This window comes from Silicimonas algicola, assembly GCF_003970735.1.
Lineage (GTDB): Bacteria > Pseudomonadota > Alphaproteobacteria > Rhodobacterales > Rhodobacteraceae > Silicimonas > Silicimonas algicola.
The window spans coordinates 3,495,446-3,514,975 of record NZ_CP034588.1; the positions used below are offsets into that span (position 1 = coordinate 3,495,446).

General features: G+C 66.3%; 17 protein-coding genes. 3 read left to right on the forward strand and 14 right to left on the reverse strand.

Features of this window, described 5'->3' with window-relative positions; translation table 11 throughout:
* Positions 1 to 4: 4 nt before the first annotated feature.
* The 14 genes from EF888_RS17190 to EF888_RS17255 form a co-directional block, all read right to left on the reverse strand.
* Positions 5 to 943 carry a 2-hydroxyacid dehydrogenase gene (locus EF888_RS17190; protein ID WP_109759636.1) on the reverse strand — a complete coding sequence of 313 codons (939 nt, stop codon included), beginning with the start codon at positions 941 to 943 and terminating at the stop codon, positions 5 to 7.
* Complete coding sequence (gene rodA, locus EF888_RS17195) at positions 940 to 2,085, reverse strand: rod shape-determining protein RodA (protein ID WP_109759635.1); 1,146 nt, start codon at positions 2,083 to 2,085, stop codon at positions 940 to 942. The genes EF888_RS17190 and rodA overlap by 4 nt, the downstream gene beginning before the upstream one ends.
* Positions 2,082 to 4,025: a penicillin-binding protein 2 gene (mrdA, locus tag EF888_RS17200; RefSeq protein WP_109759634.1), complete on the reverse strand. Its 1,944-nt coding sequence runs from the start codon at positions 4,023 to 4,025 to the stop codon at positions 2,082 to 2,084. Before mrdA ends, rodA begins: the two co-directional genes overlap by 4 nt.
* Entirely contained in the window at positions 4,022 to 4,552 is a 531-nt protein-coding gene (locus tag EF888_RS17205) for a rod shape-determining protein MreD (RefSeq protein WP_109759633.1), read from the reverse strand. The genes mrdA and EF888_RS17205 overlap by 4 nt, the downstream gene beginning before the upstream one ends.
* Entirely contained in the window at positions 4,545 to 5,462 is a 918-nt protein-coding gene (gene mreC / locus EF888_RS17210; protein WP_109759632.1) for a rod shape-determining protein MreC, read from the reverse strand. The genes EF888_RS17205 and mreC overlap by 8 nt, the downstream gene beginning before the upstream one ends.
* A gap of 64 nt (positions 5,463 to 5,526) precedes the next feature.
* A complete protein-coding gene (locus EF888_RS17215) occupies positions 5,527 to 6,564 on the reverse strand; it encodes a rod shape-determining protein (protein ID WP_109759631.1) in 1,038 nt (345 codons plus the stop codon).
* Between the two features lie 225 nt (positions 6,565 to 6,789).
* Entirely contained in the window at positions 6,790 to 7,581 is a 792-nt protein-coding gene (locus EF888_RS17220) for a hypothetical protein (protein WP_109759630.1), read from the reverse strand.
* Between the two features lie 16 nt (positions 7,582 to 7,597).
* Complete coding sequence (locus EF888_RS17225; RefSeq protein WP_109759629.1) at positions 7,598 to 7,987, reverse strand: hypothetical protein; 390 nt, start codon at positions 7,985 to 7,987, stop codon at positions 7,598 to 7,600.
* Between the two features lie 110 nt (positions 7,988 to 8,097).
* On the reverse strand, positions 8,098 to 9,111 hold the full coding sequence (locus EF888_RS17230; RefSeq protein ID WP_109759628.1) for a dynamin family protein: 1,014 nt from the start codon (positions 9,109 to 9,111) through the stop codon (positions 8,098 to 8,100).
* 22 nt (positions 9,112 to 9,133) lie between these two features.
* Positions 9,134 to 11,197, reverse strand: a complete 2,064-nt coding sequence (locus EF888_RS17235) for a dynamin family protein (protein ID WP_109759627.1) — start codon at positions 11,195 to 11,197, stop codon at positions 9,134 to 9,136.
* Positions 11,198 to 11,339: 142 nt separating this feature from the next.
* The gene (locus tag EF888_RS17240) at positions 11,340 to 12,623 is read right to left on the reverse strand and encodes a P-loop NTPase family protein (protein WP_109759626.1); all 1,284 of its coding nucleotides are present in this window, start codon (positions 12,621 to 12,623) and stop codon (positions 11,340 to 11,342) included.
* Positions 12,620 to 13,693, reverse strand: a complete 1,074-nt coding sequence (locus EF888_RS17245) for a PP2C family protein-serine/threonine phosphatase (RefSeq protein WP_109759625.1) — start codon at positions 13,691 to 13,693, stop codon at positions 12,620 to 12,622. The genes EF888_RS17240 and EF888_RS17245 overlap by 4 nt, the downstream gene beginning before the upstream one ends.
* On the reverse strand, positions 13,686 to 15,437 hold the full coding sequence (locus EF888_RS22355) for an FHA domain-containing protein (RefSeq protein ID WP_241239719.1): 1,752 nt from the start codon (positions 15,435 to 15,437) through the stop codon (positions 13,686 to 13,688). Before EF888_RS22355 ends, EF888_RS17245 begins: the two co-directional genes overlap by 8 nt.
* Positions 15,438 to 15,448: 11 nt before the next feature.
* On the reverse strand, positions 15,449 to 16,780 hold the full coding sequence (locus EF888_RS17255) for a serine/threonine protein kinase (RefSeq protein WP_206508357.1): 1,332 nt from the start codon (positions 16,778 to 16,780) through the stop codon (positions 15,449 to 15,451).
* 269 nt (positions 16,781 to 17,049) lie between these two features.
* On the opposite strand from EF888_RS17255, the gene EF888_RS17260 reads away from it, so the two are divergent.
* The 3 genes from EF888_RS17260 (at position 17,050) to EF888_RS17270 (ending at position 19,447) form a co-directional block, all read left to right on the forward strand.
* Entirely contained in the window at positions 17,050 to 17,649 is a 600-nt protein-coding gene (locus tag EF888_RS17260; RefSeq protein WP_109759624.1) for a thymidine kinase, read from the forward strand.
* 77 nt (positions 17,650 to 17,726) lie between these two features.
* Positions 17,727 to 19,088 carry a sensor histidine kinase gene (locus EF888_RS17265; protein WP_109759623.1) on the forward strand — a complete coding sequence of 454 codons (1,362 nt, stop codon included), beginning with the start codon at positions 17,727 to 17,729 and terminating at the stop codon, positions 19,086 to 19,088.
* On the forward strand, positions 19,088 to 19,447 hold the full coding sequence (locus EF888_RS17270; protein ID WP_109759622.1) for a response regulator: 360 nt from the start codon (positions 19,088 to 19,090) through the stop codon (positions 19,445 to 19,447). Before EF888_RS17265 ends, EF888_RS17270 begins: the two co-directional genes overlap by 1 nt.
* Positions 19,448 to 19,530 lie beyond the last annotated feature (83 nt).

The following is a 19,530-nucleotide window of genomic DNA, read 5'->3' on the forward strand; positions in this document are numbered from 1 at the left end:
TCGGTCAGTATCCCCGCGCGCGGTCGACGAGGTACAGGAACGGCTCGCCCGCCTCGCCTCGCCGGATGTTCTCGGCAATCACCCGCGCCGCACTTCTGGGACGGGTCGCCGACGCGATGTGAGGCGTCACCGTCACGCGCGGATGGGCCCAGAACGGATGTCCTTCGGGCAGCGGTTCGGTCCGGAAGACGTCGAGCGTCGCGTGACCGACCCGACCGGCATCCAGCGCCGCGAGAAGGTCGTCGTCGACGATCAGCGGTCCCCGGCCGGGGTTCACGATCACCGCTCCCTCGGGCAGAAGCGACAGGCGCGCGGCGTCGAGCAGATCCCGCGTCCCCTCCGTCAGGGGCAACAGCAGGACAAGGATCTCGGCCCGGCGCAGCGCCTCGGCGAGCCCGTCGTCGCCCGAAAGGCACGTCAGCTCCGGAATGCGCTTCGGCGTCCTGCTCCACCCCGTGACCCGGAAGTTCAGCGCCGCCAGCGCCTCTGCCACCGCCCGGCCCAACTCGCCAAGCCCCAGCACGGTCACCTCCCGGTCACGCGCAAGCGGCGGCGCCACGGGATCCCAGACCGCATCCCTGCGGAGGATGTCGCGATCCATGCCCAGGTGATGCCGCAGCACATGGCCGACGCACCATTCGACCATCCCTTCGGTCAGACCAGGATCGACCATCCGCGCCAACGGCTGCGTGAGCGTTTCATTGCCCACGATGCCCTCGACCCCTGCCCAGAGGTTCAGGACGGCCTTCGCCCCGGTGAAAGGCGTGAAGTCCTTCAGCCGCGATGAGGGCGCATAGACGACATAGTCGACCGACGCCGGGTCTTCGGGGTCGAGAGCGTGTTCGATCGTCGCCTCCACGCCTGCATCGGCGATGGCGGCGGGCAAGACATCGCGATAGTCCTCCCAGTCGCTCCGGGGGGCGGAAAAGAGAATGCGGGTCATCGGCTCCGGGGTCTGTGGATGTGGGCGGACTGGACCAGCCCGAAGGCGGCGAGAAGGACAAGCATGGCCGAGCCGCCGTAGCTGACCAGCGGCAAGGGCACGCCCACCACCGGGGCAAGTCCCATCACCATCGACATGTTGACGGCGAAGAAGAGAAACAGCGTCGCGCCCATCCCAAGCGTCAGAAGCGAGCCGAAGCGGTCCTTGTTCTGAACCGCCGACAACACGCAGAACAGCACTACGAGGCCGTAAAGCGACAGAAGCGAGATGCCGCCCAGAAAACCGAACTCCTCGGCCAGCGTCGTGAAGATGAAATCGGTATGCTTCTCCGGCAGGAAGTTCAGGCGCGACTGCGTGCCCTGCATGTATCCCTTGCCGCCCCACCCGCCGGACCCGAGCGCGATCATCGCCTGCGTGATGTGATAGCCGGACCCGAGCGGATCGGTCGACGGATCGAGGAACGTGTCGATCCGCTTGAACTGGTAGTCCTTGATCAACTGCCAGTCCGTCCCGCGCGAGGCGAATACGGTATAGATGAGACCTACGCCCGCGCCCACGACCGCGAGGAAATACAGCCAGGACACGCCGGCGCAGAACATCACGATGCCCCCGCCCGCGATCAGCAGGATCGCAGTCCCCAAGTCGGGCTGCTTCAGGACCAGCGCCGTTGGCAGAAGGATCATCACCAGGGGCGGGATGATCCAGAAAGGCCGCGATACCTTGTTCAGCGGCAACCAGTCGTAGTAGGCGGCGAGAATCATCACGAGCGTGATCTTCATCAGCTCGGACGGCTGAAGCCGGATGAACCCCAGGTCGATCCAGCGCTGCGCCCCCATGCCGACGAAGCCCATGATCTCGACGAGGACGAGAAGGCCGAGCGCGACCAGATAGGCCACCGGCGAGATCGAGCGCCAGAACCAGATCGGCACGAGGCCGATCAGCAGCATCGCGACCATGCCGACCGCGAACCGCTTCATCTGCGGCTCGGCCCATCTGGACAGGTCGCCGCCCGCCACCGAATAGAGCATCAGGAATCCGACACAGGCGACCGCCGTCAGCAAAAGGACGATGGCCCAGTTGGCATAGAGGATCTTCCGCGCGCCCGTCGGGACGCTCTGGACCTTGCTCTCGAGGTAGGTCATGCGCGGGTGGCCTTGGCCTCGGGCTGGAGGCGCGGACGCAGGACCATCTCCTCGTGCTGGACGCGGATACGCTCGCGCTGGTCCTTCGGATAGGCCTCCAGCGGCGGAATGTCCCCATAGAGCGCATAGAGAAGGATGTCGCGCGAGGGCGGCGCCGCCGCCGTCGATCCGCCGCTTCCGTGTTCGATGATTGTCGCGACCGCGTACTTCGGCCGGTCATAAGGCGCATAGCAGACGAAGAGGCCGTGGTCGCGCCGGTTCCAGGGAAGCTGCTCGTTCCGGGTGACGCCCCGCGCCCGCTCGGCGGCGGTGATGTTGCGGACCTGGCTCGTGCCGGTCTTGCCCGCCATCTCCAGCCCTTCGGTCACGATCCGCGACCGCGCCGCTGTGCCCCGCTGGCCGTTCGAGACGCTCCACATGCCCTTCCGGACCGCGTTCAGGTGCGCCGCCGAGACGTTCAGTTCCGGAGCTTCCTCGATCGGGACTTCAACCCCGTCGATCGACTTCACAAGCCGAGGCTTCACCGCCCGTCCCGAGGCGATGCGCGCCGTCATCACCGCAAGCTGCAAGGGCGAGGTCAGCACGAAGCCCTGCCCGATGGCCGAGTTCAGAGTGTCACCCGGCTGCCATCGCTCTTCGCGCGCGCGGATCTTCCATTCCGTTGAGGGAATAAGCCCGTCGGCCACCGCCGAGATCGGCAGGTCGTGACGCTCCCCCAGCCCGAATTCGTGGCAGAGCTCGGCCATGCGGTCGATACCGACCCTCTGCGCCACCTCGTAGAAATAGACGTCGCATGACTGCGTCATCGCATTGTTCAAGTCCATGTGACCATGGCCACCGCTTTTCCAGCAGTGGAACCGCCGACCGCCCAGGCTCATATAGCCAGGACAGTAGACGGTATCTCCCGTTCCGATGACGCCCGCGCGCAGGGCGGCGAGGCCGGTCATCATCTTGAAGGTCGATCCGGGCGGATAGGTGCCCTGCACCGTCTTGTTGAACAGGGGCCTGTGGTCATTGTCCCGCAGCGAACCGTAGTCCTTCGACGAGATCCCCTTCACGAAGAGGTTCGGATCGAACGACGGCGCCGAGGCCATGGCCAGAAGATCGCCTGTCTCGACGTTCATCACCACCGCACCCGCGCTTTCAGCCGAAAGCCGCGACTGCGCATAGTTCTGAAGTCCGTGGTCGATGGTCAACTGGATATCGCGGCCCGGCGTGAACTCGTCCCGGCTGAGCTCGCGCATGACGCGCCCGCCCGCGTTCACCTCGATCCGCCGCGTACCCGCCCGGCCCCTCAGGTCGCCTTCGAGCTTGGCCTCCAGCCCGATCTTTCCGATCTGGAACTCGGGGATCTGAAGCAGGGGGTCCGGATCCTCGATCTTCGACAGGTCATAGTCGCTGACCGGCCCGACATAGCCGATGATATGCGCAAAATCCTCGCCCAACGGGTATTCGCGGCTCAGACCCACGTCCGGCGTGACACCGGGAAGCGCAGGCGCGTTGATCGCGACTTCCGCCACGTCCTTCCACTCGAGCTGGTCGGCGAGCGTGATCGGCACGAAGGGGCTGCGGCGGTACATCTCTTTCAGAGACCGCTCCAGCTCGGCCGGTTCGATGTTCACCAGTCGCTTGACCTTGGCGATGGTCTCGTCGATGTCGCCCGCATCCTCGCGCACGATGACGATGCGGTAGTTCTGCGCGTTCTGCGCCAGGGGCACGCCGTGACGGTCGTAGATGATCCCGCGCGACGGCGGAATGAGCCGGACGTTGATCCGGTTTTCCTCGGCCAGAAGCTGATAGCTCTCGGCCTCCTCGACCTGCAACTGGCGCATCCTCAGCCCAAGGACGCCCATGACTCCAACCTGAGCCACGCCAAGCACGAAGGCCCGGCGCGTCACGAGGCTTGCGGCCTCGTCCGTTTCCTTCGGAGATCGCCTCATGCCCTTTGCCCCAGGATGTCGCTGACAGGCGCCTTGCGGACGCCGAATGCGCGGCCCGCCAGAACGACGATCAACGGATAACTCAACACGGTGAAGATCATGCGCATCAGGATCAAGCCTATCGCGGGCTGGCCCACGGCGAAAACCCCAAGGATCGCCGCGTTCGCCAATGTCATCACCAGGATCAGGCCCGACACCAGCAGCCACTCGACCGGAAACGACGTCGTTCTCAGCGTATGGCTGCGCGTCCGAAGGAACTCGGTCCCTGCCACGGCGAGCGCGGTCCAGAGACCGGGTGGCCGCATGTGGAGGAAGTCCGCCAGCAGGAACACCGCCGCGATCAGCCAGACCGGCAGGTACTCGGGCCGCATCACCGTCCAGGACAAGGCGATCAGGAGAAGGACGTCCGGCCCCGGGATCAGGCCCGGCCCGGGATCGAGCGGCAGAAGCTGGACAAAGCTGACCGCCGCGGCGAGGAACACGAACAGCAGGCGATAGCCCCAGATGCGGCCTGGACGGTCAGCCATCGGCGGGCTCCCCGGCGTTCGGCAGAAGGGCCGCTTCCGGCACCGGAAGAAGCGGGCCGATCAGATCGGGCGCCGCGTCCAGCCTCTCGGAGGGACGACTTCGCAGGACGCGCAGGAACTCCAGACGCTCATAGTCCGCCGCCAGCCTGATCCGCATCCGCCCGTCGCGGGCCAGGACGACGCTGCCCACGAGCAATCCGGCCGGAAACACCCCGCCGTCGCCCGACGACACGACCCGGTCCCCCGGTCTCACCTCCTCGGGCGCCTCGATGAAGTCGAGGGCGGGAAGCGCAGTGTTGTCGCCCGACAGAACGGCCCGCTGCCCCGATGGCTGAATCGTCACCGGCACGCGGCTCGCCGCGTCGCTCAGAAGCAGCACCCGGCTCGACCGCTGCCCCACGCCCGAGATACGGCCCACAAGACCCAACCCGTCGGTCACCGCCCAGCCATCCATGATGCCGTCCCGCGCGCCCCCCACGTTCAGCAGCACCGACTGGCGGAAGGGCGAGCCCGAGTCCGCCATGACCTGCCCCGTCACCACGGTCAGCGCCGGGTCAAGGCGCACCTTGTTCAGGTCCAGAAGCTTGGCGTTCTCCTGCTCGAGCTGAAGGGCGGCTTCCTTCCACGCCTTCATCTGCTGAAGCTCGTCGCGCAACTCGCGGTTCTGACGCTGAAGCGCGGCGTAGGACTGAAATCCACGCGCAAGGTTCGCCATCTCGGTCACGGGCACCATGGCCCAGTCGAGGTTCGGCACCACCACGTCGACCAGATGCGCCCGAAATCTCTCGGCGCGCGGACTGTCGATCCGCCACAGCACGAAGACCGCGAGGAGGCACAGCAAGAGAAGCCCCACTCCGAGCCGGCGGATGGGTCGGACGAAATCCTCGGTTGAGCCGTTCTGACGTGCCACATCGTCCTCTGAGGAAGGCCCGGGCCCAGACTAGCACGCGACGGTGCGGGCGTCAGTCCCTGCCCTAGCTGTCGTAGTCGATGACGTGCCGAAGCTGCTTTTCGTATTCCAGCGCCTTGCCCGTGCCCAGGGCCACGCAATTCAGCGCCTCGTCCGCGACGCTGATCGCCAGCCCGGTCTGCTCGCGCAGCGCAAGGTCGAGTTCGCCCAGAAGCGCACCCCCGCCCGTCAGCATCACGCCTCGGTCGACGATGTCGGCGGCAAGGTCGGGCGGCGTCGCCTCGAGGGCGATCATCACCGCTTCGCAGATCTGCTGCACCGGTTCGGCCAGGGCCTCGGCGACCTGGGCCTGGTTGATCTCGGTCTCTTTAGGCACGCCGTTCAAAAGGTCGCGTCCCCGGATCTGCATCGACTGGCCCCGTCCGTCATCGGGCATCCGCGCGGTGCCGATGGTCATCTTGATCCTCTCGGCGGTCTGTTCGCCGATCAGGAGGTTGTGCTGTCGCCGCAGGTAGCTGACGATCGCCTCGTCCATCCGGTCGCCGCCGACGCGCACCGACCGCGCATAGACGATGTCGCCCAGGGACAGCACCGCGACCTCGGTCGTGCCGCCGCCGATGTCGACGACCATGTTGCCCGTGGGATCGGTGATCGGCATCCCCGCTCCGATCGCGGCCGCGATCGGCTCGGCGATCAGACCCACCTTCTTCGCGCCAGCCGTCATCACCGAGGTCCGGATCGCGCGCTTCTCGACCGGCGTCGCGCCATGCGGCACGCAGACGATGACGCGGGGCTTCGAAAAGAAGCCGCGCTTGTGGACCTTGTTGATGAACGCCTTGATCATCGCTTCCGCGACATCGAAGTCGGCGATGACGCCTTCGCGCATCGGGCGGATCGCCTCGATCGAGCCGGGCGTGCGTCCCAGCATCAATTTGGCGTCCTCGCCCACGGCGAGCACCTTCTTCACGCCATCCTTGACGTGATAGGCGACGACCGACGGTTCGTTGAGGATGACGCCCTTGCCCTTGACGTAGACGAGCGTGTTCGCTGTCCCAAGGTCGATCGCCATATCGGTGGTGAAAAGTCCGCCGAACCAAGCCATGTGCTGCTGCCCCGTTCTCTCTTTTGGCCGCCACGCGCGACTCCGCGTCTCGCGTGCGACGGTTCCTCATATACGCCCGCCAGCCATTGTCCGAAAGGGCGAACCGCGGCCATGAAGGCGCGAATCTGCCGCCCGTTCCGGCTGTTCGATTAGCGACGATTCTCTATCAAACGGAAAAAAGCGGCGCGATTGTGGCCATACCACCAACAATCCGAAGAGCTGGGCCTATTCCGTCACCATCCGCTGCCAGGCCATGGCAAGTCGGGCGACATTGGTCGTGGGCGTCGCGATGAAGGCCGACGCCTCGCCGTACTCCACGAAGAGGACGGACGGTGCCTCGCCGATGCCGGGCGAGACGACGGTGACGCAGGACTGGGCCGGGTCGGGAAAGAGGCTGTCGAACTTGCCGAAGTAACCGTCCAGGAAAACGGCCGCCTGTTCGGCCATGCGCCCCACCCGCGCGGCGTCGCCGCCCTGCTCGGCGACCTCTTCGCCGTCGATCCTGAGCCAGGCCAGCGCGTCGCGGCCGAGAGCCGACAGGAAGCTGCGCATCCGTTCCTCGGGCGGCACCTCCGCCCTCTCGGTCGAACTCACGTTCCACACCCGCGCCAGCATCGGGGCCGGAACGCCCACGTCCGACGGAAAGGGCGAAGTCAGGCGCACCGCCGAGATGTGGATGGTCTCCGCTCCGGCGAAGGCCTCCCGAAGAACCTTGGCCAGAGCCGGCACGCTCGGGTCCTCCGCGTCAGGCAGGGGCTTGCCCGCCAGCGCCGCAGCGTCCCCGATGGCCGGGGCGAGCAGCGCCTGAAGCCGCCGGTTCGCGATGGCGAAGTGCCAGGGCGTGTCGTCGACCGTCAGCGTCAGGCGGCGCGGCAGGATCGTCTCGTCGATCTCGGTCACGAAGGCCGCCAGTCGCTCGGCGGCATCGCTGCCGCGCAGCTTGCGCGGCTCGCCGGGAGTGCGTTCACGCCCGCGCAGCTTCGTCAGCTTTTCCTCGAGTCGGGAGAAATCGCTCAACGCCGGTCCCCGGTCATCACGCAGCCGCCAGGATATCGTCAAGCGCCGCCTGCCCCCGCGCGATCACCGCGGCAAGGTCGCTGTCGGGCGTGCAGACGCAGACGAGCGCCTCGGCGGACGTACCGCCGGCGCGCAGGATCACCCGCGCCTCGCTCTCGGTCAGAAGAAGGGCCGTCCGCGCAGGCTCTCCCGCCGCTTCGTCGTCCCACACGGGCGCCGCCCCGTCCGCCAGCGTGCCATCGAGCGCGATCTGCGCCGCCTGCGACAGGGCGTCGAGCTGCTCCTGCATCGGCTTCACCACCGACGAGGTGGACAGAACCAGACGCGACGACAAGTCCGTATAGGCCACCAGAGAACAGCCCGGAAGGTCCGAGCGCATTGCGTCCAGGGCCTCTGAAACCGTCATACCGGGCGGGTCTCCGTGTCGCGCGAGTGTACAGGAGTCTTAATGGGCGCCAGCGCGCGCCTGTGCAAGCCCTCGGGCGCGACGCCAGGGGCAAGTGACGCCCCTGGACCTCAGTCGATCTGCGGACGCGCGCGCAGCGGGCGCGGACGGACGCGGGTCGGCATAACGATCTTGGTCTGCTGAACCTCGAACGTCTCGCCGATCGAGGTGTCGACGCTGCGCGACACGATGGCCGAGCGCACGCGCGACCGCGGCCGTTCCGCCGGTCCGTTCGCGACCTCGTCGATCAGTTCGACCAGCATCTCCAGAAGGACGTCGGCACCGCTCTCGGACCAGGCCTCGCCATCGCCCGCGGCCTCGAGCGCCTTGATGAGGGACACGGGCAGCACACAGCGGAACAGCCCCTGCGTTTCCTTCTGGACACGCTTCACGACCCGGGCGCGGTCGCGCTCGGACAGGATGCGGTCCATCCGCGTCAGAAGAAGGATGCTCTTGCTGAACAGCTCGGACGGCATCGTGGCCCACACCGCGGCCTCGCTCTGCCGCCAGGCCTGGGTGGCGTGGCTGCACCAGATCACGATGTCGGCGTTGTGGATCACGCGCTGCCAGACCTCGGCCGCCATGTTGGGGTCCGAGATGCCGGGCATGTCGATCAGGTCGCACAGCTCCAGGAACTTAGACTCGCGGAAGATGCGGACGTACTGCGTGTTCGCCACCTTCACCGACTTCAGCCCCGAAATCTCGAGGTCATGCTCCTCGCCGTCGAGATCGACCCGGAACGGGTCGTCGTCCCCGTGCGAAATCCATACGGGCGGAAGCTGGGTCGCGGTGACGTTCACCGGCAGCGCACCTTCGCCGATCAGGAGGTTCGACAGCGTGCTCTTGCCGGCGCTGAACTCGCCCATCAGGGCGACGCGCGGCTTGCGGGGGCCGGGCGCTGACAGGGGCCGGCGCGCTTCGGACGCGACGCGAGCGCTGTCCACCGCGTCGCTCTGGGTCAGGACCAGCGGACCCGGTGCGGGCTCGACGTCGTCCGACCCTTCGGCAACAGGGTCCGGCCGCAAGGCGTCGTCCGCCTCCGTCTCTGTCTCGAACCGTTGAGCAAGCTGATCGTAACCACTCATGGTGAACGTTCCTTGTCAGTCGTCAGGCAGCGAACCCGGTCAGGTCCGCCATGGTCTGCTGAAGCTGCGCCCGCTTGGACGCCGCCGTGTTCTCGTCGATCATGTCGCCGATCGAGTCGGGTTCGGACATCGCCTGATCGGCGATGCGGCTGAGGATCGCGCGTTGTTCGGTCAGGAATTCGTCCAGTGACTGCATCGCCGCCTCGCGCACGGATTCGGCATGGGCGCCGCGCAGCGCGTCGACGATCGGATCCGTCTCGGCCTTGATGATGTCAGCGAATTCGGTCGCGAAGTTGCGATAGCCCCGGCGCTTGTGCCACCAGCGCGTCCACCACGTCCCCTTGAGGTCAAGAGCGATGGTCTGGCCCAGAAGCACGGGCGACGGGATGCGCGGGGCCGAGGGGGATTCGATCCCGAAGCCCTCGTCCGACACATCGAACAGACGGTGATACAGCCCGGCATAGTCTTGCGCCGTCTTCAGAAGCACCTTCTTCGTCCCGGCCTGGGCGTTTCGCCCGAAGACCTGATAGGCGGTGCGCATCAGGATGCGCAGGCCCGTGGGATCGTATTCCCAAAGCTCGTCCTCGCCATGCGTGTCGAGGTGGTGCAGAAGCGAACCCGTGGCACGTTCGAGGAAGCTGCGGTGCGACCGTTCCAGCCGCTTGTGGAAGTCCGCGATGGCCTCGTCGAAGGTGTCCGACATCGCCTTGATCGCAGTCTGCTCGATCCTGTTCAGCGCGCTGTCCATCTCGGCGATGTCGAGCGGCGGCAGATCCTTGTCGTTCTCGCGCCGCGAGACGACCTGGTGCTGCGCGTTCAGCCCGTTGGCGAGGTTCATCGCGGATTTTGCGACACGGTCCAGAAGCTCCTGCCCCATGCCTTCCGAAATGCGCTCGCTGAGGGCGGCATAGATCGCGGGCAGACCCGAGATGCGCCACAGAAGCTGTGCATCCGAATAGTCGCGGCCGTCGAGCCTTCCCTCGGCGGTGGCCCATTCGACCATGGCGTCCAGCGTCCGCGCGTCCACCGCATCCGTCTGGCCGCGAAGGGCGGCATTGGCGCAGAACGCCGAGGTGAAGATGATCTGGGCGTCCTTCGGCCCGTCATGCTCGGCCAGGGTCTTGCGAATGCTCTCGCGGATCTCGGGGATCTGCGCCATGGGATCGGGAAGCTCGTCGACGCGGTTCACGACGATGACGACCTCGCGCGACTTCACGTTGGCGATCATGCGGATCAGCGCCAGGTCGACCGTCGACAGCGCCTGGTGCGCGGCCAGCACGACGACGCAGATCCGGCTTTCGCGGATCGCGCGGATGGTGATCTGCTCGCGGATCATGAAGGTATCGTTCACGCCCGGCGTGTCGCGGATGCACAGCGGCATCGGAAGCTCGGGGCGGTGCAGGAACAGCTCGGCCGACTTCGTGATGTCGGCGAAACGCCCCTGCGCCTCGCTCGTCTCGGTGTCGTCCTCGAAATCGTCGCCGAGGCAGACGTAGCGCTCGATCAGGTCGCCATCGACATAGGTGTAGTCGTGCTGCTGACCCAGCAGCATCTCGAATTTGTCGCCGAGGCGCTTCCGAGACTTCTCACGCATCTCGACGACCTGGGCGCGGACCTTCTCCAGTTCCTCCTCCGCCCCGGCGCGGGCGGCCAACTCGCCGATGCGGCCGCCACGGTCCAGAAGACGCGCCCACTCCTCCATGTCGAAGAAACGGAAGCTGGCCGCGTTGTCCTGCGGCGTGACGTTCGGGTTGAGGTGCAGCGAGGTGACGACCGACGTCCAGGGGTTGACGTCCGCGGGCAAGAGGTCCGGCGTTCCCACCATGGCGTTGACCAGCGAGGTCTTCCCGGCCTTCACCTGTCCGATCATCGTCACCGAGGGTTCGGCGTGCTTGAGCTGGTGGTGAAGCTTGCGTGCCGCCCGGTTCGTCGCCTTGTCGCCGATCTTGCCCAGCCGGACGAGAGCGTGGCGAAGGTCCTTCGACTTCTTTAGGAACGGCTGAAGCCCCTCGAACCCGACGGTGAGAAGGGCGGCGCTCGCGGTGCGAGGCTCGGCCCCGGCTTTGATGTTCGCATCCAAGTTCATCGTCGTCCTGCCAAAGGCCTTTACATCGAAACACTTGCCGGACTCTTTCCGGACTCCTGCAAGCCTGCACATTTCCCGGTTAACATGGCCATTTTGTGGCGTGTTTCCGGTCAATCTTTGCGAGCCCGGGCCTTTGTTTACGTCAGGCTGCGAGCTGCATTTCAAGGTCGCGTCGAAGTTGCAGAAGCAACGTCACGGCGTCCGCCGCGGGACCGTCCCCGTCCTCGACCTGCATCAGGATCATCATGTCCGATGCCTCGGCGAGTTCGTCCATGAAGGCATCCGCCGCGGCGCATCCGGTCTCGTCCTGCGCGAAGAGATCGGTGAGGTGCTCGACCACGTCGACGCAACTGTCGACCAGGTCCTTCGCATTGCCTTCGCCCAGGTCCGCGGCGATCCCCGCCAGCCCCTCGCCGCGCCGCTTCAGGAAACGGACGGCCTCGGTGAAGAGCGCCGCGTTGGCGACAGGCTTCGGCGTCTCGACGGCGACGGGCGCTGCGGGTTTCGAAACCGGCGCCGCCACGGGTGCGGGAGCCTCCCGCGCGTTCGCAACGGGCGAAGGCGCGGGTTCGGTTGCCTCGGCCGCCTCCGGCGCCGCGACGGCCTCGGGAACCTGATAGCGCGCCAGGAACATGTGCGCCGAATCCAGGTCCGCGCGACGGCCACGCTCGGCATGGCGCAGAAGCTCGGCGCGAAGCGCGGCCCCGCCCGAGGCATGGAACATCGACTCGTCGACCCCGGACGCGCCATGCGCTCTCAGCGCCTGCAGCGTCGCGACCGCGAACATCGAATGGAACTCCTCGGCGACGACGGACTCAAGCTCCGTCACCCGCGCCGACAGCAGCTTCTCGGCCGAAAGCACGTCCGCCTTCGACAGGATCAGGAACGCGTGGTCCTTCAGCCCGTCCGGCACACGACGCCAGACCGCCCGCTCGGCGGCGCCGAAGCCCTGCGTGCACCACAGCGCGATGTCGGTACGCCGCACGGCCCAGTCGACGGCCGACTCGATATCCTCGCGTCCGCCGTCGGTCACGACCTCCAACATGTTGATCCGCTTGAGGATCTCTATCGGCAGCTCGACCTTGAGAAACGCCGCCCGCGACCGCGCGACCTGATCGAAATCGATGCCGTCGATCCGGCTCACGATGCCGGTGGACGACGTCAGGGTGATGGCCTCGGTCGGCCCCCACACAAGTTCCGTCGTCGGCAGCGCGGCGTTCTTCGGCAGGACGCGATGGCCCGCGAACATGTTGACCAGCTCGGACTTGCCCGACCCCGGCAGACCCAGGACGGACACGCGCACCGGCTGCGACAGCCGGTTCACCAGGTGCGTGGCGTAATCCTTCGCGTTCGCGGGAAGCCTGTCCCCTTCCAGCGCCCAGCGCAGCCTGTCGATGACCCTATCGTCGTTTCCGTTGTCCTTCATGCCCCACCGTCGGTCGCAAGCCAGCGTCGCCGAAGGAAGATCGGCGAACCGGCGCCACCGTTGCCGCGACCGTTCGTATTCGCCGAACCGGTGCTGGCGGATGCGGCGGGAGCCGCTGGCACGTCGTCTTCCACGTAGTCGTCTTCGTCGTCTTCGCCCGTGTCCACGCCGGCGGTCTCGTTCACCGCCGCCACGACCGGGCGCGTCCTGACCCGAAGCGGCCGGTTGTCGGTCCGCTCGAACTCGTGCGTCAGGACATTCGTTCCGTCCGCCGCGCCGCCCCGAATCTCGACCTTGATGACCGAGAAGCAGACGTTGTCCTGTTCAGGATCGTCGAGGTCGCGCAGCTCTTCGAGAAGGCGCTCGGCGATGGTGATCGCGCCCTCTTCCTCGTGCTGGCGCACGATCTCGAGGATCTGTCCGTTCGTCAGGAACTGAAGACCGTCGCTCGCCACGATAAGGATGTCGCCGGTCTGAAGCCGGAACGGGCGGTCGGGGCAGTCGATCCGCTCGATCGTCTCGCCGATCAGGACCGAGGTCAGCGCGTTTCGGTCGGGATGGTTGCGGCCCACGTCTTCCGTCATCATGCCCGAACGGACCATGTAGTCGATGTGCGGCCCGAGCGAGTGATCCTCGTTCAACTGCCGCAGACGGCCGTTGCGGAACAGGTAGAGCGGCGAATCCCCGATCGAGATCCAGAACAGGGTGTCGCGGATGAACACCGGCGCCACCAGCGTCGCCCCCATGCCTGCCGTGTGCGGGTTCGAGGTGGCGTGCGCCGCCATGCATTCGTTCGCCGAGACGGCGGCGCACTTGAGCACGCTGCCGACGTTGGCGGCGAAGGTATCCAGATCCGAGGTCTGGAACTTCAGCTCGCTATAGACTTCGGTGACGACGATCTTCGAGGCCACGTCCCCCGCCGCGTGGCCGCCCATGCCGTCCGAAAGGACGGCATAGCCGAACTCCGCGCCAAGCGGGAAATCCGTGGCGATCGCGTCTTCCTGATAATCGCGATAGCCACGATTCAGGACCGACGCGACGTCGTACCTTATGTCCGGCGCGTCACGCATTCTGGCTGTCGTGGCCTTTCGATGCCCAGGTGAAGCTCTCGTCGCAAAGGGCGATGAACTTCAGCGTGGTCTCGCCGATGCGGATGATGTCGCCGTCGGACATCTCTTCGGTCGACAGGACGGGCCTGCCGTTCAGGCGCACCAGGTTCGACTTGCCGCCGTGACCGAGGAAGAATTTGCTCTGTTCGTCGTCGAAGGCCACCGCCGCATGGTTGTTGCGGCTGATCGAGGTGTCGCCGAAGTCCAGGCGAACGGCCTGCTCCTCGCCCCGGCCGATCTGGCTGACGCCCGAGCGCAGGGTGAAGGACGCGCCGCGGCCAGGTCCGTCGACGACGACGATCCAACCGGCGGGAAACTCGGCCGGACCGGCGGGAGCCATGCCCTCGGTCCGGGCGACCTCCTGCGTGGCGGCCTCGGCGAAGAGATCGCGCGGACCCGCGCCGTCCGCCTGGAAGCCCAGAAGGCGTGTCTTGACGCGACCGGCGCCACGACCTGCGCGCCCGGCCCGGCCGGAGATCGCGGTCGAGACCTCGACCATCGGCTCGGGCGCGTCGTCGTGAGCGACGCGCTTCACTTCGGTGGCGACGTCCTCGGCGATCTCCCAGATCTTGCGGCGCATGTCCGACGGCGGGGTCTCCCGGATGTCGTCGGTCTCGCCGCGCGCGAAGGCCACGGCTTCGGAAACGACGCGGCTCGGGCGCGGCGTGAAGTCGTCATCCTCGTCGTCGCTGTCGAAGCGGTCGGCCGCCCCGAAGGCATCGTCGGTTTCGTCGTCGAACTCTTCTTCGTCGATGTCGCCGAAGGCATTGTCGGCTTCGGGGGCAGGCTTGCTCCTGACCGGAACCGAGAAACCGTCATCTTCCCCGAAGTCGGCTTCGCTCAGTTCGGCAGGGGCGCGCGACAGACGCTCGGCCTCGGCGGCGGCGAGTTCCGCCTCGATGGACAAAGAGTCCGCGTCGAGACCTTCTCCGGCGGCCGCGTGAAGCGCCGCATCCTCGTCGCCCTCGCCCTGGTCCCAGATGGGCGAGCGGGTGTTGGGCCGGCTGACCTGGCGGCTGATCGGCCGACTGGTCGAATGCGGCCGGACGACCTTGGCGAGGTCATCGCGATAGGGGCTCTGCTCCTCGGGGTCGGCCGTGGGATCCCGGCTGGCGACATGGCTCAGGACGCGGTCGGCCTTCGTCGCGGCGGCGGCGGCCTTGAGGTGCGCCATCGCCGAACGGCGGCGGCTCGTCTCGCGGTCCGTCATCTGGGTTTCGGTCTTCTCGAGGATACGCTCCTCGGCCTCGTCGGCGAAGGTGTTCAGCTGGCTGCGCGCCCGGGCCTTGCGGCCTGACACGTCGGCATCGGACGCCGCGGCCTCAGACGTGACGCGGGGACGCGACGGGCTTGAGTTCCGGCTGACCGATTCCATCGCTTCGCGGATCTCGCCGACAAGGTGCTTGCGGTCCTGGGTCTGGCGCCGCGTCTCGGGATCGAGGTCGTCTTCGCCCCACGAGTCCTCGTCGTCCCACTCGTCTTCCCAGTCGGCGTCGTTCCAGCCCGAAGCCGCCACGTCGGGCTCTTCGCCGCGCGGACGCAGATCGTCCCGCGCCTCGGGGGCCGCCCCTGACGTGCTCTTGTTCACCGTGCCGGTGTCGTCCGCACGCGGAGACAGCTGGCCGAGCCTGTTCTCGAAGTCGAGATCGCGCATGGCGTCCTTCGGCTCGATCTTCTTTGACAACATCCTGGACAAAATCTTCATCTCGCTGCCTCTCACAGATAATCCGATCGCCGGCCGCTTCGGAACGTTCCGCGCAGCAGGCCGAAGGGAAGCACCCTGCTTAGAAGCGACCGCTTCTTGCGGGGAGTGCCGTTGATAGAGTCATGGGCCTTGTTCGCGGATCGCTGAGCGGAATATTCCCGCGCGCGGTCCTGTTGCTCCATGAAGGTGTGGTCGTCGAGCATCGCCAGTTCGTCCAACGTCTTCTTGCGTTGGCGCGCCTGTTCCTCGACCAGCTTCTGAAGGCGCTGCGCCTCCTTCCGCTCGGCCGCCTGCTTGGTCTCCTGAGCCTTTATGTCGGCTTCGACCGCGCGGTTCGTCTCTTGCACGAGACGCGAGATCGACAGCTCGATCCTGCGGTCGAGCTCGGCCTGCGCCAGGGCGGCGGACCTCCGGCGTTCGGTGTCGACCAGCTCGATCCATTCACGCGCCGACTGAAGCCGGTCGGGCGGAAAGACCGACAGCGCCTTGTCGATGGCGTGGAGGAAGGCGTCCTCGAACTGCGGGAATCGGCCCGAGACCGGCTGGTACGGGTCCGGCCGGTCCGCGGCGATCGAGCTGACGCGCGCCTGGCTGTCCGGCGGCGCGGCTCCGGTCAGGACGTGATAGAAGGTCGCGCCCAGGGAATAGAGATCGGACGAGGCATCCTGCGTGGAGCCCGCGATATAGAACTCGTGCGGCGAATACCCGTCCTTGACGACATGCAGCGCCGACAGCGCGCGCGACGCGCGCGTCGCCTCTTCCTTGGCTGCGCCGAAGTCGATCAGGACAGGGTTGCCCTTGCCGTCGATCAGGATGTTGTCGGGGCTGATGTCCCGGTGCAGCACGTCGTTGGTGTGGATATAGTGAACCGCCTCGAGACACTTCAGAAGGATGTCCTTCACGTCCCGGGGATGCAGCTTCATCCGGGGGTCTTCGATGGTGTCCAGCAGATCGCGTCCGCGCACGAAGTCGAGCGCCATGTAGGCGGTCATGTTGTCTTCGAAGACCTGGTGGATGCCGACGATGTTCTGGTGCTGAAGCTTGGACAGACGGCGCGCCTCGGCGCCGAAGTGCTTCACGACCGAGTCGAATTCCGCCTGATGCTGGCGCGACCGCGCCATGACGTTGCCGTTATTGCGGCAGCACATGGACGACGGGAAGCATTCCTTGATGACGACGATGCGGTCCAGACTGTCCCGCGCAAGGTAGGTCATCCCGAAGCCGCCGGCGTTCAGGAACTTCTCGATACGGAACTGGCCGTGCAGAAGCTCGGTACCCGGCTTCAGCGCGTCAGCGAAGGACTCCTGGTGTCCCGTATCGTGATGTTGCGGCCCTGCGTCCATGTCTCACCCAAGTCGGTGTCCCGATCAGAGGGGAGGCTTTCCGTCGGTCCCTGATTTCCCAAGGAAATATAGTCCGGTAAGCCGCCACCTGCTTGTCGTGACCTACCCGGGTCTATCGGCAGAATTGGCCGGAATTGTGGCGCAACCGGGCCTTTAGGTATTCAATCCTGCGGCATTTTTCGAATTGTTCGCGTCAGCGCGGGAAGCCGCCGTGATGCCCCCTGCCGCTCCATCTTTCCACGCCTCCGCGCCTCATGTAGGGCAGGGTCATGGCCAAGCTCTACTTCCATTACTCGACCATGAACGCGGGCAAGTCGACGCTTCTGCTTCAGGCGTCCTACAACTACCGCGAACGCGGAATGCAGACCTATCTCCTGACCGCCTCCATCGACGGCCGCGCCGGGCAAGGACGCATCGCCAGCCGGATCGGCATCACGGCGTCGGCCGACGTCTTCGACCGCGACAGCGACCTCTTCGTCCTCCTCGAACGGCGGCAGAGACAGGGTCCCGTCGCCTGCGTCTTCGTGGACGAGTCGCAGTTCCTGACCGTCCCGCAGGTCTGGCAACTCGCCCGCGCCGTCGACGACCTCGAATTGCCCGTGATGTGCTACGGCCTGCGCACCGACTTCCGGGGCGAGCTCTTTCCCGGCTCCGCGGCTCTGCTGGCGCTGGCCGACGAAATGCGCGAGGCGCGCACCATCTGCTTCTGCGGCCGGAAGGCGACTATGGTCGTCCGCCAGGACGAGGACGGCCGCGCCCTCACCGAGGGCGATCAGGTCCAGATCGGTGGCAACGAGACCTACGTCTCGCTGTGCCGGCTTCACTGGCGCGAGGCGACGGGAGACCGTCCGGCGGCGTCATCACCGTGAAGGCGAAGAGGCGCGTGACATGCCCTTTGCCGCATGACAAAATACACAAGAACCCGGAGCGTGATTGACCGTCTGACATGACAAGACCTTCCTCCCGAGACGTCGCTCGGCCGAGCTTCGCCGCGCCCGAGGATGCGTTCGTCGCGTTCCAGAACGTCACGCCCGACGGCTTCATGATGCTCAAGCCGGTCCGGTCCGACGAGGGCGCGATCGTCGACCTCGAATGGACCTTCGTGAACGCCGCCGCAGGCGACATCGTCGGCCGCAATCCCGACGATCTCGTGGGTCGCCTCCTTCTTGTGGAAATGCCGGGGAACCGGGACGAAGGGCTCTTCGACGCCTACGTCGAGGTGATCGAGACGGGACAGACCTGGCAACGAGAATTCCACTACGATCACGGCGGCATCGTCGCCTGGTTCCGCACCACGGCAGCCCGCGCGGGCGACGGCCTGGCGCTGTCTTTCGCCGACGTCTCCGAGGTCCACAAGGGTCAGGAAAGGCTCAGGAATCTGATCGACGGTGTGGTCGCCTTCGTGGGCGTCCTGTCGACCGACGGGCGGCTGCTCGAAGCCAACGCCCCCGCCGTCGCCGCCTCCGGGTTGTCCCGCGACCAGTTGATCGGACTGCCCTTCTGGGACTGCTATTGGTGGAACTTCGACGTGGCGACGCAGGATCGCCTGAAAGAGGCCGTCGCGACCGCCGCCAAGGGCGAGAGGGTCCGCTACGACGCCGAAATCCGCATCGCGGGCGATCAGCGGATCTGGATCGACTTCCAGATCGCGCCGGTGCGGGACGGTGCGGGCAATGTCGTCGAACTCATTCCCTCCGGCGCGGACATCACCGAACGCAAGAGAGCCGAGGCGCAGAAGGAACTCCTCATCAAGGAACTCGCGCACCGCGTCAAGAACACGCTGGCCACGATTCAGTCGATGGCCGGTCAGACGATCCGGAGCACCTCTTCGCCCGACGATTTCCGCACCTCGTTCGATGCGAGACTGCGCTCCATCGCCGCGTCGCACGATCTTCTTGTGGCGTCCGAGCATCAGGCCGTGGCGCTCGCCGCCCTCATTCGGGGGCAGGTCGGACCTTACGCCGCGGACGATGAACGCCTTGCCCTTTCGGGCGACGATATCCTTCTGCCTGGCGAGTTTGCGCACAGGGTGGGCCTCGTGCTGCACGAACTTGCGGCCAATGCGTCGAAATATGGTGCTCTTTCGACCGACGGCGGAAGCGTCGACATAAAGTGGCGCATCGACCCGGCGCCCGAGCGGGTCTTGCGCCTCGATTGGAGCGAACGCGGCGGACCCGAAGTCGAGCGTCCGACCCGGCAAGGCTTCGGCACGCGGCTGATCGAGCGGAGCTTCAGCCTCGACGGCGACAAGGCCGTCATCGACTACGCTCCCGAAGGCGTCCGCTGCCGCCTGGCGATGGCCTTGTGATGACCGGAATGCGCGTGCTGATCGTCGAGGACGATCCTCTCATCGCGATGGACCTCGAGGACGAGTTGTCCGACCGCGGTTTCGTCGCCGTCTGCGCCACCTCCGTCGCAAGGGCGCGCGCCCTCATGGATGGATCTTCGACCGGCCTCGCCATCCTCGACATGCATCTGGGCTCCGACACATCCTTCGCCTTCGCCACCGATCTGATGGAGCAGGGCGTGCCGTTCTTCTTCCTCTCGGGCAACGACGCCTCGGCCCTGCCTCCGCATCTCGCCGGATGTCACATCCTCACAAAGCCGGTCCGGACCGCGGACGTCGTGAAGCTGATCGAGATCATCACCGGCGCTCCCGGGTCCTGACGGATTTCCGTTTTTCGCGCACCGACGCGATACCGACGCGATACCGAAACCCTCTGACCGCTCGTTTCGATCCATTTCAATGA

Bases quoted from the DNA above. Each gene is read 5' to 3' on its own strand.
- EF888_RS22355 (WP_241239719.1), bottom strand. From the start codon at position 15,437: ATGAAGATTTTGTCCAGGATGTTGTCAAAGAAGATCGAGCCGAAGGAC.
- EF888_RS17190 (WP_109759636.1), bottom strand. From the start codon at position 943: ATGACCCGCATTCTCTTTTCCGCCCCCCGGAGCGACTGGGAGGACTAT.
- EF888_RS17230 (WP_109759628.1), bottom strand. From the start codon at position 9,111: ATGAGTGGTTACGATCAGCTTGCTCAACGGTTCGAGACAGAGACGGAG.
- EF888_RS17215 (WP_109759631.1), bottom strand. From the start codon at position 6,564: ATGGCTTGGTTCGGCGGACTTTTCACCACCGATATGGCGATCGACCTT.
- EF888_RS17270 (WP_109759622.1), top strand. From the start codon at position 19,088: ATGACCGGAATGCGCGTGCTGATCGTCGAGGACGATCCTCTCATCGCG.
- EF888_RS17265 (WP_109759623.1), top strand. From the start codon at position 17,727: ATGACAAGACCTTCCTCCCGAGACGTCGCTCGGCCGAGCTTCGCCGCG.
- EF888_RS17235 (WP_109759627.1), bottom strand. From the start codon at position 11,197: ATGAACTTGGATGCGAACATCAAAGCCGGGGCCGAGCCTCGCACCGCG.
- mrdA (WP_109759634.1), bottom strand. From the start codon at position 4,025: ATGAGGCGATCTCCGAAGGAAACGGACGAGGCCGCAAGCCTCGTGACG.
- EF888_RS17245 (WP_109759625.1), bottom strand. From the start codon at position 13,693: ATGCGTGACGCGCCGGACATAAGGTACGACGTCGCGTCGGTCCTGAAT.
- rodA (WP_109759635.1), bottom strand. From the start codon at position 2,085: ATGACCTACCTCGAGAGCAAGGTCCAGAGCGTCCCGACGGGCGCGCGG.
- EF888_RS17205 (WP_109759633.1), bottom strand. From the start codon at position 4,552: ATGGCTGACCGTCCAGGCCGCATCTGGGGCTATCGCCTGCTGTTCGTG.
- EF888_RS17225 (WP_109759629.1), bottom strand. From the start codon at position 7,987: ATGACGGTTTCAGAGGCCCTGGACGCAATGCGCTCGGACCTTCCGGGC.
- EF888_RS17240 (WP_109759626.1), bottom strand. From the start codon at position 12,623: ATGAAGGACAACGGAAACGACGATAGGGTCATCGACAGGCTGCGCTGG.
- EF888_RS17255 (WP_206508357.1), bottom strand. From the start codon at position 16,780: ATGGACGCAGGGCCGCAACATCACGATACGGGACACCAGGAGTCCTTC.
- EF888_RS17260 (WP_109759624.1), top strand. From the start codon at position 17,050: ATGGCCAAGCTCTACTTCCATTACTCGACCATGAACGCGGGCAAGTCG.